18 protein-coding genes are annotated in these 23,918 nt (G+C 43.3%); 9 read left to right on the plus strand and 9 right to left on the minus strand.

What is annotated here, in order from left to right:
* Window positions 1–38 precede the first annotated feature (38 nt).
* Window positions 39–458 carry a MarR family winged helix-turn-helix transcriptional regulator gene (locus MHH49_RS21020; protein WP_036685765.1) on the minus strand — a complete coding sequence of 140 codons (420 nt, stop codon included), beginning with the start codon at window positions 456–458 and terminating at the stop codon, window positions 39–41.
* 164 nt (window positions 459–622) lie between these two features.
* Between MHH49_RS21020 and MHH49_RS21025 the strand changes: the two genes are divergently transcribed.
* The gene (locus MHH49_RS21025) at window positions 623–2,083 is read left to right on the plus strand and encodes an MFS transporter (RefSeq protein ID WP_326047770.1); all 1,461 of its coding nucleotides are present in this window, start codon (window positions 623–625) and stop codon (window positions 2,081–2,083) included.
* 33 nt (window positions 2,084–2,116) lie between these two features.
* On the opposite strand, the gene MHH49_RS21030 is transcribed toward MHH49_RS21025, so the two are convergent.
* A complete protein-coding gene (locus MHH49_RS21030) occupies window positions 2,117–3,184 on the minus strand; it encodes a glycosyltransferase WbsX family protein (protein ID WP_036685768.1) in 1,068 nt (355 codons plus the stop codon).
* A gap of 13 nt (window positions 3,185–3,197) precedes the next feature.
* Window positions 3,198–4,235, minus strand: a complete 1,038-nt coding sequence (locus MHH49_RS21035; RefSeq protein WP_076317180.1) for a glycosyltransferase family protein — start codon at window positions 4,233–4,235, stop codon at window positions 3,198–3,200.
* 207 nt (window positions 4,236–4,442) lie between these two features.
* On the opposite strand from MHH49_RS21035, the gene MHH49_RS21040 reads away from it, so the two are divergent.
* On the plus strand, window positions 4,443–4,853 hold the full coding sequence (locus MHH49_RS21040; RefSeq protein WP_232061415.1) for a hypothetical protein: 411 nt from the start codon (window positions 4,443–4,445) through the stop codon (window positions 4,851–4,853).
* Between the two features lie 89 nt (window positions 4,854–4,942).
* On the opposite strand, the gene MHH49_RS21045 is transcribed toward MHH49_RS21040, so the two are convergent.
* Window positions 4,943–6,298, minus strand: coding sequence for a PFL family protein (locus MHH49_RS21045; RefSeq protein ID WP_244886527.1), 1,356 nt, complete (start codon window positions 6,296–6,298; stop codon window positions 4,943–4,945).
* A gap of 17 nt (window positions 6,299–6,315) precedes the next feature.
* Window positions 6,316–6,585, minus strand: a complete 270-nt coding sequence (locus tag MHH49_RS21050; RefSeq protein WP_036685776.1) for an ACT domain-containing protein — start codon at window positions 6,583–6,585, stop codon at window positions 6,316–6,318.
* 217 nt (window positions 6,586–6,802) lie between these two features.
* Here MHH49_RS21050 and MHH49_RS21055 point away from each other — a divergent pair, with 217 nt between their 5' ends.
* The 5 genes from MHH49_RS21055 (at window position 6,803) to cysI (ending at window position 15,976) form a co-directional block, all read left to right on the plus strand.
* Window positions 6,803–8,434 (plus strand): diguanylate cyclase, encoded by a 1,632-nt coding sequence (locus tag MHH49_RS21055; protein WP_076142304.1) that lies wholly within the window; start codon window positions 6,803–6,805, stop codon window positions 8,432–8,434.
* Window positions 8,435–8,495: 61 nt separating this feature from the next.
* Window positions 8,496–8,876, plus strand: a complete 381-nt coding sequence (locus MHH49_RS21060) for a response regulator (RefSeq protein WP_036685780.1) — start codon at window positions 8,496–8,498, stop codon at window positions 8,874–8,876.
* Window positions 8,854–12,114 (plus strand): ATP-binding protein, encoded by a 3,261-nt coding sequence (locus MHH49_RS21065; RefSeq protein ID WP_076100126.1) that lies wholly within the window; start codon window positions 8,854–8,856, stop codon window positions 12,112–12,114. Before MHH49_RS21060 ends, MHH49_RS21065 begins: the two co-directional genes overlap by 23 nt.
* A 234-nt stretch (window positions 12,115–12,348) precedes the next feature.
* Window positions 12,349–14,205 (plus strand): assimilatory sulfite reductase (NADPH) flavoprotein subunit, encoded by a 1,857-nt coding sequence (locus tag MHH49_RS21070; protein ID WP_076100412.1) that lies wholly within the window; start codon window positions 12,349–12,351, stop codon window positions 14,203–14,205.
* Between the two features lie 46 nt (window positions 14,206–14,251).
* Complete coding sequence (gene cysI, locus MHH49_RS21075) at window positions 14,252–15,976, plus strand: assimilatory sulfite reductase (NADPH) hemoprotein subunit (protein ID WP_076100127.1); 1,725 nt, start codon at window positions 14,252–14,254, stop codon at window positions 15,974–15,976.
* Window positions 15,977–16,435: 459 nt separating this feature from the next.
* On the opposite strand, the gene MHH49_RS21080 is transcribed toward cysI, so the two are convergent.
* The 3 genes from MHH49_RS21080 to MHH49_RS21090 form a co-directional block, all read right to left on the minus strand.
* Window positions 16,436–17,362, minus strand: coding sequence for an IS3 family transposase (locus tag MHH49_RS21080; protein ID WP_143758705.1), 927 nt, complete (start codon window positions 17,360–17,362; stop codon window positions 16,436–16,438).
* A complete protein-coding gene (locus tag MHH49_RS21085; protein ID WP_038573118.1) occupies window positions 17,311–17,628 on the minus strand; it encodes a transposase in 318 nt (105 codons plus the stop codon). Before MHH49_RS21085 ends, MHH49_RS21080 begins: the two co-directional genes overlap by 52 nt.
* Window positions 17,629–18,276: 648 nt before the next feature.
* Complete coding sequence (locus MHH49_RS21090) at window positions 18,277–19,872, minus strand: cellulase family glycosylhydrolase (protein ID WP_076100129.1); 1,596 nt, start codon at window positions 19,870–19,872, stop codon at window positions 18,277–18,279.
* Window positions 19,873–20,271: 399 nt separating this feature from the next.
* Here MHH49_RS21090 and map point away from each other — a divergent pair, with 399 nt between their 5' ends.
* Entirely contained in the window at window positions 20,272–21,018 is a 747-nt protein-coding gene (map, locus tag MHH49_RS21095) for a type I methionyl aminopeptidase (protein ID WP_036685786.1), read from the plus strand.
* Between the two features lie 54 nt (window positions 21,019–21,072).
* Here map and MHH49_RS21100 read toward each other — a convergent pair whose 3' ends face one another.
* Window positions 21,073–21,477, minus strand: coding sequence for a CBS domain-containing protein (locus MHH49_RS21100; RefSeq protein WP_036685788.1), 405 nt, complete (start codon window positions 21,475–21,477; stop codon window positions 21,073–21,075).
* Window positions 21,478–21,653: 176 nt separating this feature from the next.
* On the opposite strand from MHH49_RS21100, the gene MHH49_RS21105 reads away from it, so the two are divergent.
* A complete protein-coding gene (locus MHH49_RS21105) occupies window positions 21,654–23,762 on the plus strand; it encodes a methyl-accepting chemotaxis protein (RefSeq protein WP_052097158.1) in 2,109 nt (702 codons plus the stop codon).
* Window positions 23,763–23,918 lie beyond the last annotated feature (156 nt).

The following is a 23,918-nucleotide window of genomic DNA, read 5'->3' on the forward strand; positions in this document are numbered from 1 at the left end:
ACAGCCGAGTGGCTTTGGGACATCCTTTTTCTTATGTTCTATTCTTCGTTTGTACTGATTTTTTGCAGCAGGAAATGTAGTTGCTCTACTTCTTCATCGGTTAAATGGCCCACAAGGCTTTTATTAAATTCATCTAAGATGGACTGTAAAACTGGGAAGAAATCGATGGCTTTCGGGGTAGGATATAGAAGGTGGGAGCGTCGATCATTAGGATCGTCTTTGCGCTCGATATACCCCGAATTCTCTAATTGCTTCACAGAACGTGCTGTAGTTGCTTTATCGAACTTCAATTCGGCAGTTAACTGATCCTGTGTAATGCCTGGCCGAGAAAGAATTAATTTAAGAAAGCTATGCTGTCCACCACTACCGATTCCATAGGGGACAAATTGCTTAACCAGTTTCTTTTGATTTTGACGGTGAAGATGGGAAATTAGCTTCCCGATAGGCTCTCTTGCCAATATAGACACCTCTTTGGGTTATATGTTCGCTCATTTGTTGCCTTGAAATAAAGTGTACAATAAAGTCGTTGCGCACGCAACTAAATTGTTGTACACTGGGTATGGCGAGTTTGGTTGCGTGCGCAACTAAACGGTGATTATTAATATTTAATGAGGTGTTAGTTATGAGTTCTGTAAGTGCAACCTACCAGGAGGATAAAGAAATTCAGAAGAAACGCTGGATGATTTTAATTGTTCTGAATATTTTTACGTTTATGTCCACCCTTGATGGTAGTATTGTCAATATTGCTCTGCCTGAGCTATCCAAACAACTGAAGCTGCCCATGGCGCAAATCGAATGGGTAACTACAGGTTATTTAATGGCGATCTGTGCAGCGATACTTTTCTTCGGCAAGCTTGGAGATATCGTAGGAAAGATTCGAATCTTTAAGATTGGCACCATTATATTTGTTATTGGATCTATGCTGTGTGGGCTTAGTGTAAGTTTACCAGCCTTGATCGCTTCGCGTGTTATTCAAGCCTTGGGTGCTTCGATGACCATGGCGAACAGTCAGGGAATTGTTACGGATATCTTTCCTGCCACGGAGCGTGGTAAAGCCCTTGGTTTCATTGGTACATTCGTGTCTCTAGGAAGTATAGCTGGTCCAAGTTTAGGCGGGATTATGGTTTCCACCTTAGGCTGGGAGTATATCTTTTGGGTTAACGTGCCTATTGGTCTGATCGCTATATTTTTTGGCTGGAAGGTATTGCCTAAGGATTTAACGAGAGTGAAATCTTCGATTGATGTGCCGGGCAGTTTACTGTTCGCTGTTTTTATTATTACTTTGTTCGCAGGATTATTACTAGGACAACAGCTAGGGTATGGTAACAGCTTAATTGTTACATCAATAATTGTTGCTGTCGTCAGCTTCATTGCTTTCATATGGACGGAGCTTCGTAGAAAAGAACCGTTGTTGCAGCTGTCATTATTTAAGAATCCGTTGTTTTCTTTAAGTATATTATGTGGTTTTCTCGTATTTACAGCGAATTTCTGCTTCAATATTATCGCGCCGTTTTATGCACAGAACATGCTTAGTTTATCGCCATTCTATGCAGGCTTCTTGTTAATGTTGTTGCCGATATGTATGGTAGTCGTGGCTCCAATGAGTGGTGCGCTATCGGATAAAATAGGCTCTGAATTTTTGACTTTTGCGGGGCTGGTGGTCATGGTTATTGCACAGTTCGGATTAGCACAGCTTCATGTAGGAAGTTCTGTTGTGCTGGTAGGTGTGTGGATCGCTATGCTGGGTATAGGAAGTGGCCTGTTTCAATCGCCGAACAACTCGCTTGTTATGTCTAAGGTACCAAGAACACAGCTTGGTTCTGCGGGTAGTGTCAATTCGTTAGTTCGTAATGTCGGTATGGTTGTCGGCATTACAATTGCTACTACAATTCTTTTTCAAGTGATGAGCAGTAAAGCCGGCTATAGAGTGACAGGGTTAGTTCCCGGCCGACCAGAGTTATTTATCGAGGGTATGCATGTAGTGTTTGTAACCTCGGCATCCATATGTCTAGTGGCTGCTTTATTAACTGGCTGGAGATTGGTGAGTGCAAGAAGCGCCAGAGTGCAGTCATCGGAAAGATAACATAAAATGAAAAAGATCCTTCTGGCGCTACGGCTAAGAAGGATCTTCTTTGTGATGAAATTGTAGGGCTTCCTTAACGGCTTGCAAGTATTGATATTGATAACGCTCATCCGGTTCCAGATAGGCGCCTTCAGCCCATTCATTCCAGGCGTTGATATAAATATATTCACTTTTGAACATTTTTTTGGCGCGCTCAATTTGTCGTGAAAGGTATTGGCCGAATTTTTGAGGATTAGCACCTAAGGTGCTTTGTCCGGCAGGGCCTTTCCGTGGTGTGTTATCCCAGTTGACAAAGGCTCCCGGATATATGATTTCTCCGTCCCTATGGGGTGTCCGCTCCAACATGGATTCCCATAACTCATCATAATCAATTACGATATGCCTCTGATCCTCCACCTGCTTTGAGCTCCATAAATGCTTAACCCCGCCATGTGCGAATGTGTAATGCGGCTCAAATTCCAGACTGGCATCGAATCCTTGCTCTTTCTGTAGGGGGAAACCGCCCAGTGTCCGGACCAGATGAAGTCCTTTAAGTCCGTTCTGCAGAGCCAATTCGCGCCAATATTGAAGCATTTCTTCACAGCGCGGGATACTAGCAGATCTATAAATGATAAAGACAGGCTTATCTTCCACTCGGATATAACGATCATCTTTGAAGGCTTCCAGCAATGCAAAAAAGTGCATTCGCCAATCCCGTTCTTCTCCGTATTCCTGTGGCATCAGTACATCCTCTTCGGTGCCATCCCAGCTACGTGTCCATGGTTCGTTAGCCCAAGAAAGGCAAAAGGGGAAGTCAGGCTCTTTGCTCGCAAGAATCTGCTGAACCGGTTGTTCCAGTAGTCGCCTGCCATTAAACCAATAGTGATAATAACAAAAACCGTAAATGCCATGAGCCCTTGCAGTCTCTGCCTGCCATTGTTTCACTTTAGGATCCGTTAAATCATAGTAATTATTATTTAATGGCTTCTTGGGCTGATCATGTTCAGGATAAAGGGCTGCAGCCTTCCTGACATTTGTCCATTCTGTAAAACCCTCACCCCACCAGGAATCGTTCTCTGTGATCTGATGAAACTGAGGCAATACAAAAGCAATGCATCTCAAGTCATGCCACCCCCTATGGTTCCTTGAATATTTTTCTCAGCAGTAACTTTCCTTGCTGGATATAAGAATGGTTATATTTAAGTTCCTTTAGAGCACGAGAGGCAGAAATTCTCCTTTCTTCACTATGTGAAAAATAGTGCTTAAAGCTATCGGAGAGCTCTTTGAAGTTCTGGAAACGAATGAGATCTTCTTCTGCAATTCGGTAATTATGAAGATGGGGATGATCCTCCACTAACTGAAATACACCGCAAGCGGTGACCTCCATAATCTGCTGCATAGAACCAGTGCAATTGATGACGATTTTTGCTCCATTATAATAACTGGACATATCTTTACTATGGGTGATATCCAGGAAATTTCTGGGGGGGTCCCAACCACGCCCGGCGATCATTACCTTAAGGCCTTGAAGCAGGTCTGAATACGCCAACGTGTAAAGCACACTATCGATTTGAAAATCGCCGAGAATGAGTACGTCACTCTGATAACAGTCCTCCACACGTCTTGGATAATAGAGATCCGTATCCGCAGCATATGGGAGATAACTGGAATGCTTGCCCCATAAACCCTGATAATAGATCAGATTAGCTATGTTCTGTGTGAAAATATAATCGAATAACAATGCCAGATTACGTTCTGTTGGAGTAAGACAAGCTGCATCTGCCATCCATACCGCTTTGGGAACGTTGGAAGTTTTCAGAGCAGGGAGGTTCTCCTCCGGAAATAGAGTCTCCGATCCTAGAGCTAATATTAGATCAGGTTGAAAATGGGCTAAATATTCCTCCAGATTATGCTGGAATTTAATAGCAAGTACTTCTTTGACCAAATGCCTTAGTTGATCTTTAAAAAGTCGTACATTAGGCATTTTATCGCTGGCCTCTGTAGGAACCAGCAGCAATATTCTTAATTGCTTGAGTTCCCGTTGCAGCGGCTCTGCTCTATAAGAGTTCATCTCAAGGATGAGGTTATGGTGTTGCGATGGATTAACTTGGCTGATGGTGACTTCGTGACTTGAAGGCCTTTCAGGAGTGAGCCTATTAGCTGTCTTCTTCATAATTCCTCCTGTATTCTGTGGAGCCAGTCGTCCGCTCTAGCACCGAGTCTTGCTAATCATTATATGTGTAGGGGGTTATTTTGACTTTAGGTATAAGACCATTAATCAGAGCCCTGAAGATAAAAAGCGGATTTAGTGAAAGCTGTATATCTATCTATGACAGGGCTGGCTTGTTTAACATAAGATATGCTATAAAACCTGAAAGGGATGATCGCCTTGCCAACCTTCGATAACGTTCTAGTTACAGGAAGTCAGACCATTCAAAATGATCTGCACGTTAATGGAAATGAGACTATCGATTCGAATCTGCATTTGAATGGTAGTCAGACCATAATGGGAAGCCTAAATGTGAACGGCAGTGAATCCATACTTGGTCATCTGGGGGTAACCGGTGAAATTAGCGGGGCAGGCACCATTAGAGCTGCAACCCGGTTGATCGCTACGAACCAAGCAACATTGCCACCAGGCGCTCCTACCAGCCTGCAACAAGTTCGATACTTTTCTGTAGGTGCTGTAGGTCAGACTGGTCTCGTGCTGAAGGGCACAGATGGAAATGATTATGTATTATTTATCGATTTGACTGGCGGAACACCTAATATTGGCATCCAACGGGCTTAATCAAGGTAAACTAACATTCTCAGCATCAGATTAATAAAAAACAGCAAGTCTCCTAAGTACAAATAGGGACTTGCTGTTTGAGGTTTCTATTAATTCTTAAAGCTATGAATTGGAGCTGGGATTCGTCCGCCACGATTAATGAAGTTCGCGCAGTTGAAGCCGTTCACTGCCATGACTGGTGCATATCCGAGCAGGCCGCCAAATTCGACCATTTCACCTACGTCCTTGCCGATTACTGGAATCACGCGAACCGCAGTGGTTTTGTTATTCACCATGCCGATTGCAGCTTCATCCGCGATGATACCGGAAATGGTCTCCTTGGTGGTGCTTCCTGGGATAGCTATCATATCCAGTCCCACGGAACAAACACAGGTCATAGCTTCCAGTTTCTCTAGTGTAAGGGCACCCCGCTGAACGGCTTGAATCATGCCGTGATCTTCACTGACTGGAATAAAGGCTCCACTAAGGCCACCTACATAGGAGGAGGCCATCACGCCACCTTTTTTAACATTGTCATTTAGGATCGCCAGAGCAGCGGTTGTTCCCGGTGCGCCAGCTTCCTCCAGACCCATGACTTGAAAGATTTCGGCAATGGAATCTCCGATTTCTGGAGTAGGGGCTAAGGATAGATCGATAATCCCAAAAGGAACATTCATCCGTTTGGAAGCCTCTTGAGCAACTAGCTGACCGACACGTGTGACTTTGAAGGCTGTCCGTTTAATGGTTTCACATAAGGTTTCAAAATCCTGCCCTCGAACCTCTTCAAGCGCACGTTTGATTACACCAGGACCGCTGACGCCAACGTTGATGACACATTCCCGCTCCCCAACCCCGTGAAATGCTCCGGCCATAAAAGGGTTGTCCTCGACTGCATTACAGAAGACTACCAGCTTGGCGCAGCCGATGGAATCCCGATCCTTGGTGCGTTCTGCAGTTTGGATAATAATGTCGCCCATTAATTTCACAGCATCCATGTTGATTCCACTTCTGGAGGAACCGACATTGACCGAGGAGCAGACTCTTTCAGTGACTGCCAATGCTTCAGGAATACTGTCGATCAGAATACGATCGCCTTTGGTGCAACCTTTTTGTACAAGTGCAGAGAAGCCGCCAATAAAGTTAACGCCTACCTCTTTTGCAGCCTTGTCCAGGATTTCAGCAACAGGTACATAGGTATCTGTCTTCACCGCACCAGCGGCAATAGCGATGGGTGTGACAGAAATCCGTTTGTTAACGATAGGAACCCCAAATTGTCTTTCCAGATCTTCACCCGTCTTTACGAGCTTTTCAGCGGATCTGGTGATTTTGTCATATACATTTTGATTAAAGGTGCGCATATCCGTGTGGGCACAATCCATGAGGCTGATCCCCATTGTTATGGTACGCACATCCAGATTCATTTCACGAATCATCTTATTCGTTTCTTGTACTTCCACTAGTGATATCATGGTCAGCCATCCTCCTAGATTCGGTGCATAATATTAAAAATATCCTCATGCTGAAGCTTGATTTCCACGCCAATCGATTCGCCAAGCAAATGTAATTCCTCTACGATATTCTCAAAAGCTTTAGTTGAGCTAGAAATGTCTACAATCATCATCATGTTAAAATAATCCTGAACGATCGTCTGCGAAATATCCAGAATGTTCAAATTGTGTTCGGCTAGATATGTACATACTTTAGCAATAATCCCTACTTTATCTTTTCCCAATACAGTAATAATTCCCTTCATGAATACAGCCTCCCTTTGTATTTATTGATTTCACCGTGTATACGGAATGAACCATTCCAACTATTATTGCAAATGATGAAACAAGCTTCAACCAAAGGTTTTTTGTCAGTTTGATTAAATATTTATTTTGACAGCTGAAATTATAGAAAATTCATTTGACAGCCTATAAAAAATGTGATGAACTGAGAGTTTGATATGATAGTCTGAAGGAGTAAATATGACTACACAAAAATATAAAGACATGGTTGAGCAAAGAACGAAGATGACCCTCCAGGAATGGACGGAACAGGCGGAAGTGAAGGAAAAGGACATTTATCGTTTTTTGCATAATTTAAAAGGCACTGCTGGAACTGTCGGATTACCAGATGTCGAACAATTTGCCGAGGATACGCTGCCCTATTTCATGGAAAGCAGTCTTAAGAGTTGGTCGGTTGAGGAATGGGGGGATTATTTATATCCACTGATTCCATTGTTTAATGTCCATTCATTGGCAGCTTCAAGCTCTGTTAAAGCATTGGATAAAAAGGGACCTGCTGAGACGCTCACGCAGAATGATATTCTTCTTATCGACGACGATGTAGAGTTAGTTGCTTATCTGAAAGAGTCATTGGAGAAGCAGAATTACTATGTAAGCATAGCCTTATCTGCTGAACGGGGACTCAAAATCTTTTATGAAACGAAACCAGATCTCATTCTGCTGGATATTCTTTTACCGGATAAAAGTGGGATTGAGGTGTTGAACCAAATTATCGGCAAGGCTAAAAAAGAACGAATTCCCATTATCATTATAAGTGGGGAGTACTCCAAAGCGACGCAAATGCATGCGTATTCGCTGGGGGTGATGGATTTTTTACCGAAGCCTGTAGATATTGATTTATTTCTGGTATTGATCAAAAATCGCTTTCAGCTTAAGAGAGAATGGCAGGAGTCCATCATCGTGGATGATTTGACCGGCGCATTCAATCGCAAACACTTTAATCAAGTCATGAAGCAGTTGATTGGTGATTTTAAGCGGACTAACCGCGTATTTTCGTTAGCGCTGATTGATTTGGATTATTTTAAAAACGTTAATGATACATATGGTCACCTAATTGGAGACGAAGTTCTGCAGGGCTTTTCCGAGCTTGTGAAGAATTCCATCCGTCTGGAGGATACCTTTTGCCGTTATGGGGGAGAAGAGTTTGCAGTGTTCTTACCTCACACGGATGCGGAATCTGCAATGTTGGTTATACAGCGTATTCAAGAGCGGTTTGCGGCTACTGACTTTTTTGCGAAAAATGAAATCTTTCATGTGACCATCTCTAGCGGGATTTCTGAGGTAACAGATGCCGAGAATATAGCCGATAAATTGATTGAGGAAGCAGATCAGGCTCTTTATGCCAGTAAGCATGCTGGAAGGAATCAGACAACGCTTTATTCGGACCATTTATCCACTACTAAAAAGCATTCGGTTCTGAATGTGATTGTTGTAGATGATGATACGCTAATTCGTAGAATTGTGACCAGTCAGTTCGCCATTTGGGAGCCGGATAATATTGCTGAGGTGAAGGTTAGCAGCTATGCGAATGGGCTTGATTTTCTGCAATCGGATTGGTATGCCGTGGATGAGAAGTATATTATTTTGCTGGATGGTGTGATGCCTGATCTGGATGGAGTAGAAGTTCTGGAAAGAATCCGCAAAACGTATCCGGAAGTAAATATATTAGTGATCATGCTGACGGGAAGAAATAATCAGGCGGATATTGTACATGCCCTGCAGATGGGTGCCGATGATTATGTAGTGAAACCGGTTCATATGCCTGAGTTATTGTCGAGAATAGAGCGGTTGGCTCATAGATTTTTGTTCTAATTGGTTTCTGAATATGTTGTGAGCACCAGGAGAGATCTAAAGCGGAGGGAATTAGGCAGCTATGCAAAAGGTAATGGTAGTGGATGATGAAGAAGTATTACGAATGTTAATTGTAGACACCTTAGAAGATTTGGAAGACGTGGAGATCCATACTGCCGAGAACGGATTAGAGGCGCTTTCAAAATTGTCACAGGATCATTATGATTTGGTGATATTGGATTATATGATGCCTGAAATGACAGGGATTGAAGTCCTAGGCCAACTGGATGATGAGAAAAAGAAGGCTACAGCTATTTTAATGTTAACAGCCAAAGCCCAAGATGTAGATCGTCTTCGAGCGGTAGATGCAGGCGCACGTTATTTTATGCCAAAACCTTTTAGTCCGATGGAACTCTTGCAGATTGTGGAGGGGATCCTAAGTGACAAAGGGAAGCAGCTCTAATCACAGTATTAAAAATAGATATTTTCGTATCATTGCCTTGGTTTTTTCGTTAATCATTATTATGGGATCTGTATTTTTATTTTTCATAAATAATGAGCAGAACAAATTAAGTAGAGACCGTGAAGTTCTGCAGAATAAGGCGGACACGATTAACGAATTGGCGACTGCATTAAATGAGGTTTTTTTCCGAGCGAGGGGATTCAGCGCACTTAAGAGTGCCAATGAATTAGATCTCCTAAACCTAGGACTTGTTAACTTTGATAAGATTCTGGATACCTATTCTAATCTCAATTTATCTCCGGAAGAAGCCTTGTTTAGAGATGGTTTGAAAGCATTTTATGTTCAGTACAAAACTAAAGTTTTACCTGAAGCGATTCGGTTTGTCGAGGCAGACGATTATGTGTCTTTGAGAGCTCTATCCGCAGATGGCAACACGAAATCAGTGAATGATTTTTTAATGTATACAAAAGAGTACAAGCAACGATCCGATGCCGCATTAAATACTATGGCTATGGATTACATCAAACGTGCCAATGAATTTACCTTTATCGCATTCTTTTTCAGCACGATTATTCTGCTAATCTTCACCTTTATGATCTGGCGGATTCTGAAGAACCTTATAGATCCTATTCTGAAGCTGGAAGGGGCAACCCATTCCCTGGCTGCAGGAGAAGAAATTCTTCTGGGCAAGCTTAAGAATCAAGATGAAATTGGCCGACTTTATGATGCTTTTCTTAATATGGCTAGAAGTATTCAAGATAAAGAAGAAGAATTAATGATGCAGAATGAAGAGCTGCATGCGCAGCAGGATGAACTTCAGGATCAGCAATATAGGCTGCAACGCTCGCTTAGTGAAATTGAAAGTATGATGAAAGCTTTGGATCAATCGTCTGCGGTCGGGATCCTTACTGCTAAAGGTGTCTTTACCTACGCGAATGATAATTTAAGTGGATATACCCGCTATAAAAAGTCTGAGATTATCGGTTACACCTATAAGTTATTTGAACTTTATAATATCTCTGACGAGGGTTATCAGAAAATCTTTAACAAATTAAATACAGGCGGAGTGTGGAACAATGAGCTGCAGATTCTAGCCAAAGACGGATTGCCCATCTGGCTGCAACTAACGATTGTGCCGTACCTGAATGAAGAGGGTGTGATTTATCAATACATCCTTATTGCGAACGATATCACCTCAATGAAGAGCGTACAGCAGGAGCTAGCCGAAACGTTAAAAAATACAGAACAGACCAAGATGATGCTTGAGCTTAATAATCAGCTGAATCATGATATTACTTATACCTTGGATAAGCATGAATTTGCTGATAAGTTTATTGAGTTTATGCATCGCTTGTATGCCTTTGATTCGAGTTTCTTCCTGCTTGTGAAAGATAATATCGCAGCTGTGAAAGGCATTCCGCAGGAGAATGTGGAGCGTTATCTTGATCATGAGAACAATGAGATGTTATATCGCTTGCAAGCGGAAAAAACGTACCTAATCAAGCGTTTGGCCACACAACCAGAGCAAGGGATTTCTGCGAGTGAGGTCTATGTTTACGACTTCTACACTACTGTTGTGAACGCAGAGGATGAGATTCTTGCAGTGTTCTGTGGCAGCCGGATTGGTCATTCCTTCAGCAAAGAAGAGATTAATGAGGTTCAGGGGATGATGAACCGCGTAGCGCTGGCGATTGAACGTTTATTCATGTATGAAGAGATTGAACATGGACGAAAGCTGAATCGGGACATCGTAAATAATGTGAACGAGGGCATACAATTTGTGAATACAGAAGGTATGCTCCTGCAGATGAATAAAGCGTTGAGCAACATTTTTAATTATGAGTGGACAGAAGGAACTTTGATTCCCCGACAGAAATGGATGGATTATTTCATCGAGCACTCGAATGAGAACCATGAACTTCGGATGTTTTTTGAAAAAGCGATTGCTGAGGATGCTCTGGAATCCAGCAGCATGCAATACTCCATTGGAACTGAATCGATGAAGCATATTGATGTGTATGCGATCCCTGTATTCCGTCGCGAGCTGCGTATTGGTACATTGTTTGTCTACAGAGATATCACTAGAGAATATGAGCTGGACCTTATGAAATCTGATCTTGTCAGTACGGTAAGTCATGAGCTAAGAACACCGCTATCGAGTGTGCTTGGTTTCACAGAACTGCTATTGTCTAAGACCATGAAGCCTGAGAAGCAGCTTAAATATCTGGAGACGATTCATAAAGAAGCTAAACGACTGACGGAGCTCATAAATGATTTTCTTGATTTGCAGAGAATGGAGTCAGGTAAGCAGCAATATATCACGGAGCATTTGAATCTCAGTGAAATTGTATTAGGCGTAATTGATCAATATAAACTGAGCAGTACCCATCATGTGCTCCTAGTGGATGAGGCTTTGAATGCGGATGTTGATGTGGACAAGGATAAGATTGTCCAAGTTCTGACGAATCTGTTAAGTAATGCGATTAAGTTCTCGCCTGATAACAATGAAGTTAAAGTACTGCTGCATAACGAGTCGGATAGGATTATTGTACGTATCCAGGATAATGGTCTTGGCATTCCTAAGGATCAAATAGGACAGCTATTCCAAAAATTCAGAAGAGTGGATAATAGCGCCTCTAAAAGAATTGGAGGAACAGGACTTGGACTTGCTATCTGTAAGGAGATCATTGAGAAGCAAAAGGGAAATATCGGTATAGATTCCGTAGAAGGAGAAGGCACTACCGTCTGGTTTAGCCTCCCTATCCTCCATGCGGAAGCGAGCCGGCAACAGGATGAGCTTAATAAATGGAGCACCGATAAAGAGCTCAAGCCTAATGTAATGATCGTTGAAGATGATTACAGTCTTTCGTTGCTTTTATCAGAAGAGCTTAAAGGGAAGGGCTTCCGTGTTACCCATCATTACCATCCACAGCAAGCTTTTGATCAGGCCTTGAAAACACCATTTGTGGCGATAGTGGTAGATTTGATGTTGGGTGAAGAGCTGGATGGCTGGGATTTGATCCGAATGCTTAAAGAAGATCCAAGAACTGAAAATATCCCTATCGTTATTTCTTCTGCTCTGGATCAATCGGATAAGAATCAATTAAACGATGTAATTCAAAAATATTTAACTAAACCTTATCCGCCCGGCGAGCTATCGAATACGCTTGAGGAGATAGTGAAGATTAAGACGGGGATCGGCGAGGTGTTATTTCCCGAAAGTAAGCAAAAATTATAGCTTTTATTTATCACAATATTTTATAAATAGTATCACTTTTTATAATGAAACCGATCAAAACAGGTTAAATCATACTGTTTTGATCGGTTTTTACGTACTATATAGATACTTTTTCAATAAATTACAATTATTAGGTTAAATCGACATCATTGATCGTTTACAATTATTGTGATAGCCTGATTTCATGAGGTACGGATCATCAGAAGATTTCATGTTTAGGAGAGGTGGATATTGTTGCAACTACAGGTAACGAACAGTCCTTTTAACGAGAGCCAAGTCGAGCTACTCAATCGTCTTCTACCATCCTTAACGGAGACACAGCAAATATGGCTTAGCGGTTATTTGTCGGCCATGGGCCTTACTACTGCACCATCGGCAGGTGCCGGGGTTCAAGCAGTGCAATCAAATACGATAGGAAATGCGGAAGGTAGTGCCGTTAGTCAACCTGTAGCTTCACGTGAAGTGACCGTGTTGTTTGGGTCCCAGACAGGGAATTGCCAACGGCTGGCTGGGAGCTTGTCCCGCAAGCTGGAGGAGCAAGGATTTCAGGTCACGATCACTGCGATGAACAGCTTTAAGCCCAATGCACTTAAGAAGGTTGAGAACCTCCTATTGCTGGTCAGTACTCACGGTGAAGGCGAGCCGCCAGATAATGCACGGATGTTCCATGAATTTCTCTATAGCAAAAGAGCCCCTCAATTAGAGAATCTGAAGTTCTCAGTGTTGGCACTGGGGGATACCTCTTACGAATTCTTTTGTCAGACCGGCAAAGACTTCGATCAGCGGCTTGAGGAACTTGGCGGCAAGCGGTTAAGTCCGCGTGTGGATTGTGATCTTGATTATGATGATTCGGTTACCGAATGGTTTGAAGGCGTGATTGGTGCCTTAAATGCACATTTAAATGCTCCGGCCATTGCGGCAAAAGCGGTTCAAGCTGCGGAAGACACAGATTCTCAGGAGCCTTTGTATACCCGCAACAATCCTTTTAAAGCGGAAGTATTAGAAAATCTAAATCTGAACGGACGCGGTTCCGACCGGGAGACCCGCCATTTGGAGCTATCACTAGAAGGCTCTAACATACAATTTGAGCCAGGGGATGCGCTGGGTGTCTACCCGGAGAATCATCCTGAATTGGTAGACGCTATTATTCATACTATGGGCTGGAATCCTAATGATATTGTTCCATTTAATAAAAAAGGGGAAGAAGGTTCCTTACGTGAGGCACTTCTTCACCACTATGAAATCACTGTATTAACCAAACCGTTGCTTGAGCAAGCGGCGAAGTTATCTTCTTCTAACAAACTAAAGGATTTATTGGCGCCAGAACGTGCGCAACAGCTTAAGGAATATATTCAAGGCCGCGATCTGCTCGATTTGGTTCAGGACTTCTCTCCATGGGAAGGTTCAGCCAGTAACTTTGTGACTATTTTGCGCAAGCTTCCAGCACGACTCTATTCAATTGCTAGCAGCTATAAAGCTAATCCAGATGAGGTTCATTTAACGGTTAGAGCTGTACGTTATGAGGCACATGGCCGTGAGCGTTATGGGGTCTGCTCGGTACATTGTGCTGAAAGAGTCCAGCCGGGAGATACGTTGCCCATCTACATTCAACATAATCCTAACTTTAAGCTTCCAACAAATCCTGATGCGCCGATCATTATGATTGGACCGGGGACAGGCGTTGCACCCTTCCGCTCTTTCTTGGAGGAACGTGGCGAGCTTGGGGTGGAAGGTAAATCATGGCTGTTCTACGGAGATCGGCATTTCGTGACGGACTTCCTCTATCAGACGGACTGGCAGAGAATGCTAAAAGACGGCTTGTTAACTAAGCTGGATGTTGCTTTCTCCCGTGATACCGAAGAGAAAGTATATGTTCAGCATCGCATTCTGGAAAAGAGCCGCGAGGTCTACGAATGGCTGCAAGCGGGAGCTCATATTTACATTTGCGGTGACGAGAAGCATATGGCACATGATGTTCATTCTGCTCTGATTACTGTCATCCAGCATGAGGGTGGGCTGAGTCCTGAAGAAGCGGCAGCTTATTTGGATAATATGCAGCAGGCGCAGCGCTACCAACGTGATGTTTACTAATGGATAGAGGAAAGTTATCGAATGACTTCGGGGGGAGATAACAACAATGGCAAACAATGAAAAGGTTAAGCCGATCGGCGGGCCTCCAAGTGATGTTGAACACATTAAGCAAGAGAGTAACTATCTGCGGGGCGCGCTTGTTGAGACATTAAGCAATCCGATTACCGGAGGTTTGCCGGAAGATGATAATCGGCTGCTGAAATTTCACGGAAGTTATATGCAGGACGATCGGGATTTACGCAATGAGCGTGAACGGCAAAAGCTGGAGCCTGCATTTCAGTTCATGCTTCGTGTAGTTGCCCCAGGCGGGGTAGCGACACCAGAGCAGTGGCTAGTGATGGATGATCTGGCACAAAAATACGGTAATGGGACCTTACGTCTGACTACCAGACAGGCGTTTCAAATGCACGGGGTACTCAAATGGAATCTTAAGAAAACCATTCGCAGCATTAATGATACGCTGATGACGACGCTGGCAGCTTGCGGCGATGTTAACCGTAACGTAATGAGTAATCCGAATCCTTACCAGTCAGAGGTGCATGCAGAGGTCTATGAATGGGCGCGCAAAGTGAGTGATCACTTATCCCCACGTACTCCCGCCTACCATGAGATTTGGCTAGACGGTGAAAAGGTAGTAGATAGCTTAGGCGAACGTGCGGAAGTAGAACCAATCTATGGTCCGGTATATTTACCTCGTAAATTTAAGATTGGTTTAGCGGTGCCACCTTCTAATGATGTGGATGTATTCTCGCAAGATCTGGGTTTTATCGCTATTCTGGAAAATGAGAAGCTAGTAGGCTTTAACGTTTCTGTAGGCGGCGGTATGGGGATGACTCATGGGGATACCAGTACTTATCCTCAGTTGGGACGTATTATTGGTTTTTGCCGTCCCGAACAGTTGATTGATGTGGCAGAAAAGACCGTAACGATCCAGCGGGATTATGGCAATCGCTCTGTCCGCAAAAATGCAAGGTTCAAATATACGATTGACCGCCACGGTCTGGAATGGTTCGTTGACGAACTGCATGAAAGACTCGGATGGCAGCTTGAAGCGGCACATGATTATCATTTTGATCACAACGGAGACCGTTACGGCTGGGTGAAGGGTACCAATGGAAAATGGAATCTGACACTTTATATCCAAAGCGGACGGATTCATGACCAAGAAGGATACACCTTGATGACTGGCTTGCGGGAGATTGCTAAAATCCATACTGGAGATTTCCGGCTAACGCCGAATCAGAATCTAACGATTGCCAACGTCACTACTGCCAAAAAACGAAAAGTAGCTGAGCTGGCTAAACAGCATGGACTTACAGATGGAGCACATCTTTCTGCATTGCGGCGCAGCTCCATGTCCTGTGTAGCACTGCCAACCTGCGGACTTGCGATGGCTGAAGCGGAACGTTATCTGCCTTCGTTGATAGATAAGCTGGAGCTTGTTATAGATAAAGCTGGTTTGCGCGACGAGGAAATTGTAATCCGGATGACCGGCTGCCCTAATGGATGTGCTAGACCGGCGCTGGGTGAAATCTCGTTTATCGGCAAGGCTCCAGGCAGATATAATATGTATTTAGGAGCAGGCTTTACGGGTGATCGCCTCAATAAAATGTATAAAGAAAACATAGATGAGAAGGAGATCCTAGAGACGCTTGAACCTATTCTTCACCGATATGCCAAAGAACGTCAACAAGGTGAGCATTTTGGAGATTTCGTGATCCGTGCAGATTATGTTAAAGCCGTTACCTCTGGACTTAATTTCCATGACTAAATGAAAGTAGATTTAAAAATGTCCCGGGGCCAGTTGGATGGCTGCCGGGGTATTTTTTGTGGTTTGGGCGTAGTTAGGTGCGCGAGGTGTCGTGTCGTACACAAAATGCTCCAGAGGTAAAGACGGTAGACAAGAGTAAATGAGCAGCAGATAAGCAGCAGATAAGCGCATACGAGTAGTAGATGAGCGGAAGATGAGTAGTAGATGAGCGATAGTAGAGCAGTAGATGAGCGCGACGAGCGGCAGTAGACTAACAAGGTGACGGACTCAGGAGCCCTTATTTTCTGAAACCTTGCCAATTTGCAGAGTATTCGGACACCAGCGCTGTTATGGGTATGAAAAGAGGCCGAAATAGGCCTTTTTCAGAGGAATAGCGTCTCTCCAGTCCGAAAGTTGCTCAAAACGGCTTAAATTGCACAAATAGCGTCATCTGTGGACCTCTGTCAAGAAAGTGGACAGTTACGCAACAGACATTCTAGTCAATTGCTCAGCAAAACGAACTGGAGAAAGATACCCCAGCGCGCCATGCATTCGCTTGCGGTTATAATAAAACTCAATATATTGAAAAAGTGTCTGGTAGGCTTGCTCCTTAGTTTTGAATCGTGGATTACAATAAATGAGCTCCTTTTTCAAAATGCTGTGCCACGACTCGATACAGGCGTTATCATAACAGTTACCTCTGCGGCTCATGCTGGACTCCATGCCATACGCTTTCAACTGCTTCGTATATTCATGAGAAGTATATTGAGAACCTCTATCGGAGTGATGTAATAGACCCTTTTCCGGTTGTTTAGCTTCGTAAGCATCTTGTAAGGCGCCCGAAATTAAGCTAGTTTCCATATGGTCCTCCAAGCGCCACCCCACGATTTCACGCGTGCAAAGGTCCATCACACTAGCCAGGTACAAGCGCCCTCCCCGGCAAGGAATGTACGTAATGTCGGTAACCCATACTGAATTGGGTTTGAGTATTTTAAATTGCTGGTTCAGCGTATTCGGGGCAATCGGATGGTCATGATTGGAGTCGGTGGTCTGTACGCGATACGTTTTGGAGACAATGGAGCGAAGCTTCATATGTCGCATGTACACACTCACCGTGCGTTCGGTAACGGTATAACCTTCTTGATGCAACAGGCGGGTGATCTTCGGACTCCCATACCGCTTTTGATGGTCTGCAAAATGATACTGAATTCGCTTCATTATCGCAGCCTTACGAAGCATATGCGTACTGGTTTTTTCTGTCCGCCACTTGTAGTACCCGCTCCGTGACACATGTAGGGTCATGCACATCTTCTCCAAGAGAAACTCGGAGCGATGTTTTTCAATAAACTGGAATCTCAGTTCCTTGGTTTGCTGAAGATGTGCACTGCTTTTTTTACGATCGCTAATTCCTCTTCCACATCGGCAATCTTGTTATCTTTTTCTTGAAGTTGACGTTTCATTTCTTTCAACTGTGCCTCGAGTTCCCGTACTCGATCCAAGCTAGCTGCCGGTTCATTTTTTAGTTCTCGATACTGGCTCATCCATTGATGCAGGGTACTTTTTGGGATGTTGAGCTCTTCCGCCAAGTCGCCCACTGTCTTTGTTTGCTCTTGAATGAACTGCACTGTCTGTTTTTTAAATTCTTCGTTGTACCGTTGTCGATGTTCTCCCATGTGAACACACCTCCGTGGACTCATTATCGCCAGTCTGTTAACTACTGTCCACTTTTTATTCTAGCTTCACTGAGTCCGAAAACCACAACCGAGTGTTCAAAAAGTAAAGAACGGCAGATGAGCAGCAGATGAGCGGCAGATGAGCGATAGTAGATTAACGTCAGAGTAATGAAAGAGTCGAATTAGATCGTGTGAAAGAGTGAAATCAGATCAGTAGGAGCAACAGTAGAGTAGTACGCAGAATAGCCAAACAAAAGAGCAGCAACCGACTAGCGGAACAATAGACGAGCAATAGTAAACTAACATCAAAGTAGTAACAGTCCAGCAGCAGACTAACAGCAGTAGATCACCGTTGACTGACAAATCTAGCAGCAGCCTTTATTTGATCTACAATAATCTAGTAAGATCCCAACATTTGCGCTACAACAGATCCATCAAAGTAGTAACAGTCCGACAGTAGACTAACATCAAAGTAACAACAGTCCGGGAGCAGACTAACAGCAGTAGATCACTGTTGACTGACAAATCTAGCAACAGTCATCTTTTGAGCTACTATAAGTAAGCATTATCCTAACATCTGCGCTACAACAGATCTAATTTTAAAAACCAGCAAGTCCCCAATCTTGGGAGGCTCGCTGGTTTATGTTTTTAAGGAGCGATGCCGGAGAGCAGTACATCGTTTTGATACAAGGTTACTTTGTTCCAAGTGCTGAAGGAAACTTTGGTTGGGTCGAACGAATAGTCATTTGCTTCATTGAAGTTAGACCAGTCGCTTTTATGCACTCGTAATTGGATTTCTCCTGACTGTCCACCGGCAGGTATGGAGCCCGCGCTAGCGTTGAAAGTAAGCTCAACATAAGAGTCGGCGTTCGTTCCACTAGTGGACCCAAGGGCAACTGATATATTAGAAGCACCGATCTGCGCCCAATCGATCACACCATTGAGGGAGGCGCTTCCATCTTTAGTAAAGTAATAACGAATTTTCAGTCCATTTAGATTGACTGCCGTTGTTCCGTTGTTATAAATGTTGAAGTAAGGTTTGATTGAGTTATCTGTAGCATTGGTATCTGCTGCACGGTAGTAAAGTGCCAGATTACTGGATGGCGAGCCGGTAGGAGTGGCTGTAGGTGTTGCTGTTGGCGTTGGTGTTGGTGTTGGCGTTGGTGTTGGCGTAGGTGTAGGTGTAGGTGTAGGTGTAGGAGTAGTGCCACCATCCGGCACAGGTTGGTAACCAGGCGTTGTATAAATTTTATTAAGCACGGAGGTTGCTAAGGTTCCGTTTGCTCCATTAACGACTGTATTTCCCCAGTTGCTGAGTGTTCCTGCTGGACCGCTGGCTAGATCCAGATATTCGACGCCTCCGCCATTACCATACCAGGACCAGGCGAGCCATCCTACCTTTTTTTCCTTAGTGTAGCTCATAATGGTGGCTTCATCGACATCTCCACCCGTGTGCTTGTCACCGAATTCGCCGATAATCACGGGGGCTCCAATGGCCAAGGCACTATCGATATTGCTCTTAACGGTAGCAGCATTACCTCCGGCATATTCGTACATATGAATCGAGAAAATAGTATTTTTTAAGGTATCTGAATTAAATACAGCCTGACCACTAGTGAAAATGGATTGTGGGTATTGACCCCATCCCGCTGCATCTACAACTAAAGTGTTCTTAATGCCCGCATTTCTTAACGCAGGAATTGCCGCTTGGTAACCACTGGCCCATGTTGCAGTGTTCCAAGAACCGTACCATTCATTAGCAATATTCACAATGACACGATCTTCTTTACCAATCAAAGCATCCTTGATGCTGATCCAATAGTTGACTGCAGCGTTAAGATCAGATGTGTTGTCTGAGCCAGTAGCATCATGCACTTCCAGCATGGCAATCAATTTATACTGATCACAAAGCTTAAGAATATTTTGGACATCCGCCAAGGTATCGAGAGACCACTTGCTGCCATTAGAAAGTACAATTCTGACGGTATTGGAGCCAGTGGCTGCAATGGCCGGTATTGCAGTAGCCAGATCGTTTTTGTACCAAGTGTGTGCATGATTAACCCCACGCATTACAAAAGGACTGCCGGTGGCATCATACAAAGTGGTACCGCTTACATAAAAGCCCTTAACAGAAGTGTTTGCTGCCGCTGCCTGCTGTTGAGGTAAAGAAATAGAAAGAGTAAGGATACTAATTAATACTAACAAACTGATTTTCCGGAACGAAAAATGCTTACTGAATTTCATCAACATTTCCTCCTTAATCAAATAGGGTTGCTTCTTAGATTATGCGTATCCTTCAGGTGGTTGCAGTAAATGCACTCAATTACAGGCATGTATCACCTCCTCAGTTATTTTGAATATAACATATAAAGGAATTTTTAGGAATAATAAATAATTTAACGATAACAATAATTTTATGTTTTATTAGAAAATAAGACGAAGTGCTGATCAGGCACTCGTCTTTCATCTAACATTATCATAAAAAAATGATGTTATTTTTAGATTCAGGAAGGAAAATATAATTTTTTTTGACTAATGATTTGGATTTCTCGCGATTTTCTTTCATAATATAAAGGGTAAACTAAATACAAAAGAAGAACCGTTGCCCGAGAGCGATGAGTTCTGTACAGAAGAGGCGATATTATGATTATCATGAAAACGATGGAAGAGATCGAAAAAATGCGTGCGGCGGGAAAAATTCTCGCTGAATGTCATCGTCAAATTGCGCAAATTTTGCAGCCTGGTATTACGACCTGGGAAATTGATGAATTTGCAGAAAAATTTATATTGTCTCAAGGAGCTACTCCTGAGCAAAAAGGATATAATGGGTACCCGTACGCAACCTGTGCATCTGTAAATGATGTAATATGCCACGGATTCCCGAAAAAAGAGCCGCTAAAAGACGGGGATATCGTAACCATTGACATGGTTGTTAACTTAAACGGCTGGTTGGCAGATTCGGCCTGGTCTTACGGCATTGGCAATATTAGTGAACAGGCGACCAAACTTCTAGACACTACTAAGGAATCGTTATTCCGTGGAATCGAGCAGGCGGTTGCAGGCAACCGTATCGGGGATGTTGCGCATGCCATCCAAGTTTATGCAGAGTCTAACGGATTTTCTGTAGTACGTGATTTTATTGGCCACGGGATCGGTTCAGAAATGCATGAAGCTCCGGAAGTGCCTCACTATGGTCCAGCAGGGAGAGGGCCTCGTCTTAAAGAGGGGATGGTATTTACCATTGAGCCCATGCTGAACACAGGCAGTTACAGAACAAAAATTGATGCGGATGGTTGGACTGCGCGTACCATTGACGGCGGATTGTCAGCACAATATGAGCATACTTTAGCGATTACCCCACAAGGAACGATTATCCTGACTGAACTGTAATTTTGATGAAAAATAAAATGACCAGTCTCCGTAATGGAGATTGGTCATTTTTTATTAATCCGTAATGTTGCGAGTGTAATATTCAATGATATCTTTTCTCCTAATAATTCCAACAAATACACCCTCATTATCAATCACAGGAACGAAATTCTGATCCGCAGCGAGCGTCAGCATATCTTCCATTTCTGCATTAATGAGAACACTTTCGTTATGAACATGCTTTTGGATGTCGCTTACTTGAACTTCCCCTATATTGTCAAAGGTTAAGTCTGCTGTGTTTTTTAGCTTCCACAATAGATCACCCTCCGAAAGTGTTCCTACATATTTTCCTTCATTATCAATAATAGGGATAGCCGTGTAATGGTGCTGTTCTAATTGTTCTAAGGCTTCCAGCATGGATAGTGAGTTAGTGATATAGGCAACTTGATCTTTTGGCAACAAAAAAGAGGATATTTCCATCGGCATGAACTCCTTTGTATTATGTTTTTTTGATTAGGCTACTTTTATTTAAACATACTTTTGGAATGGATAGAATTTTAAATTTTCATCCCTTGAATTATAGGTAATAAGTCCTATTGAATAGAGGTCGTATTTTGTCGATTAAAGATATATTATCCTAGAGTGGAGTTGTTCAGATGGCATTGTATCGAAGGCTTTCTTTAACGTTTAAGTTTGTTATGGTGGTAAGTTTAGTAATTATTGTGATCTTTTTCTTTAGTTTAGTCGCAAACCTGGCTAATCTGCGTAGTGTGAGCATATCCAACGGTGAACTTCAGGCAGAGATCGCAGGGAAAAGTTATGCGGAGACCATTCAGAATAGAATGATAGACATTCAGTCGACGGGTGAAGCGCTCGCTGAGGTACTGATTGAATCAAGAGAACGTCAAACCTTGGACCGTGAAGATGTTGTTTCTACAATGAAAACTATGCTGGAGCACAGACCAGAAATTTTTGGGATGAGCATATTATGGGAACCCAATGCTTTTGATCAGAACGATCAGGCTAATATAAATAAGATGCCATATGATGACGGTACGGGGCGTTTTATTCCTTATGTCTTTAGAAATCAAGGTGCAATTAAGGTTGAACCCTTAAAAAATTACGATGTAGAAGGTGCGGGTGATTATTACCTTTTACCTAAAAAAGAGAAAAAACCGGTCTATATTGAACCCTATTCCTATGAGACGACTGGTGGAGCAATAGAGATGATTTCGGTCATGCTGCCGATTTTGGATAAAACGGGTGCATTTCTTGGGACTGTAGGGTTCGATGTTTCGTTAACCCAATTGCAGGAAGAAGCTGTTAACTATAAACCTCTGGGAGGTTATGTTTCTTTAATCACTGGTAATGGCAAATATGCAGCCAATCCAAATGATCCTCAAAGTGTACTCAAAGAGTTCGGTGATACAGAAGATAAAACATTACTGTGGAAGCGTGTGAAGAATGGGGAGGCCACACTGGGATACACGATAAATTCCAAGGGAGAAGACGTGCTGCGGACTTTTGTTCCGATACCAATGCCTGGAAGTGACCAGGTCTGGTACACACAGACAGCGATTTCTAAGGATGTTATCATGGCTGATTATGAACAAGCCAAAACAGAATTTTTTATCATTATGATTATTGGTATTTTGATTTTAGCTGTTATTGTTGGTCTTCAGCTATGGTTGATGGTAGTTAAACCGCTTCGCTTGTTATCTGATAAGTTGCAGCTGATGTCTCAGGGTGATTTGACTCAAACCCTGCAGGTTCGAAATGATGATGAATTCGGCAAGATGGCTACACATTTTAATCATATGACCCATAAGCTTCGAGAAATGTTTGGACTTGTTGCTGATTTATCAATGTCTGTGGGAGCTACCTCTGAAGAGCTGACAGCTAACGCTGAGCAGACTGGGAAAGCTGCTGAACAAATTGCTGTGGCAATTGGACGAGTAGCCGAAGGAGCGCAGCTGCAGAGTGATTATGCGGGTGATTCTTCAATGGCGATGAGCGAGCTGAATGTTGGAGTGCAACGGATCGCTGACTCTTCGTCATCGGTGTCTGCGTCTGCAGATGAAGTTACCGATCAGACGAAAAAGGGTAGTGCGCAGCTTCAAATGGCAGTGAACCAAATGTCAGAGTTAAAGCTGTCTGTGGATGAGACGAGTCTGGCAATCGAACGTTTAGGCGAACGATCTGCTCAGATCAGCGGGATTATAGGCCTGATTTCGAACATAAGTAAACAGACCAATCTGTTGGCACTAAATGCGGCTATTGAGGCGTCCAGAGTGGGTGAACATGGCCGAGGTTTTGCTGTAGTGGCCTCAGAAATTCGTATGCTGGCAGATCAGACTAAAAAAGCTGCCGAACAAGTTACTGCTTTGGTTGAAGATGTGGTGCAAGATACTAATCAAGCTTCACAAGCAATGGCTGTCGGCAATGAAAAAGTAATTCTTGGTGTGCAAAGTGTATCTGATAGTGATCTTTTATTTACTTCGATTCTGACAGAGATGACGCAGGTGACTGATCAAATCCAAGAGGTGTCAGCAGCTGCACAGCAGATGACCGCGGGTACGGAGCAAATTTCAGTTACAGTTAAACAATTAGCCGATCTTGCTTCGGAAGCTTCATCTGACTCCCAAAGTGTGGCAGCAGCCTCAGAGGAGCAGCTTGCTTCTATGGAAGAGATCTCAGCTTCGTCGGAGTCACTTAGCTCAATGGTGCAAGACCTGTTGGATAAATTGTCCTATTTTAAAATTTAAATTCCCTTTTCAAATTTTAGAAAAAGGGCTATCCCCTAAGCTATGAAAATGACTGCTGTGTCGAAAGCACATGCTTAGTCACTGGAAAATACGCTTAGTAACCTGCTAAGGGACACAGTGGTCCTTAAACGTAGGATTATCCGATATTTGGAATGT

Source organism: Paenibacillus sp. FSL F4-0122 (assembly GCF_038002845.1).
GTDB lineage: Bacteria > Bacillota > Bacilli > Paenibacillales > Paenibacillaceae > Paenibacillus_AQ > Paenibacillus_AQ odorifer.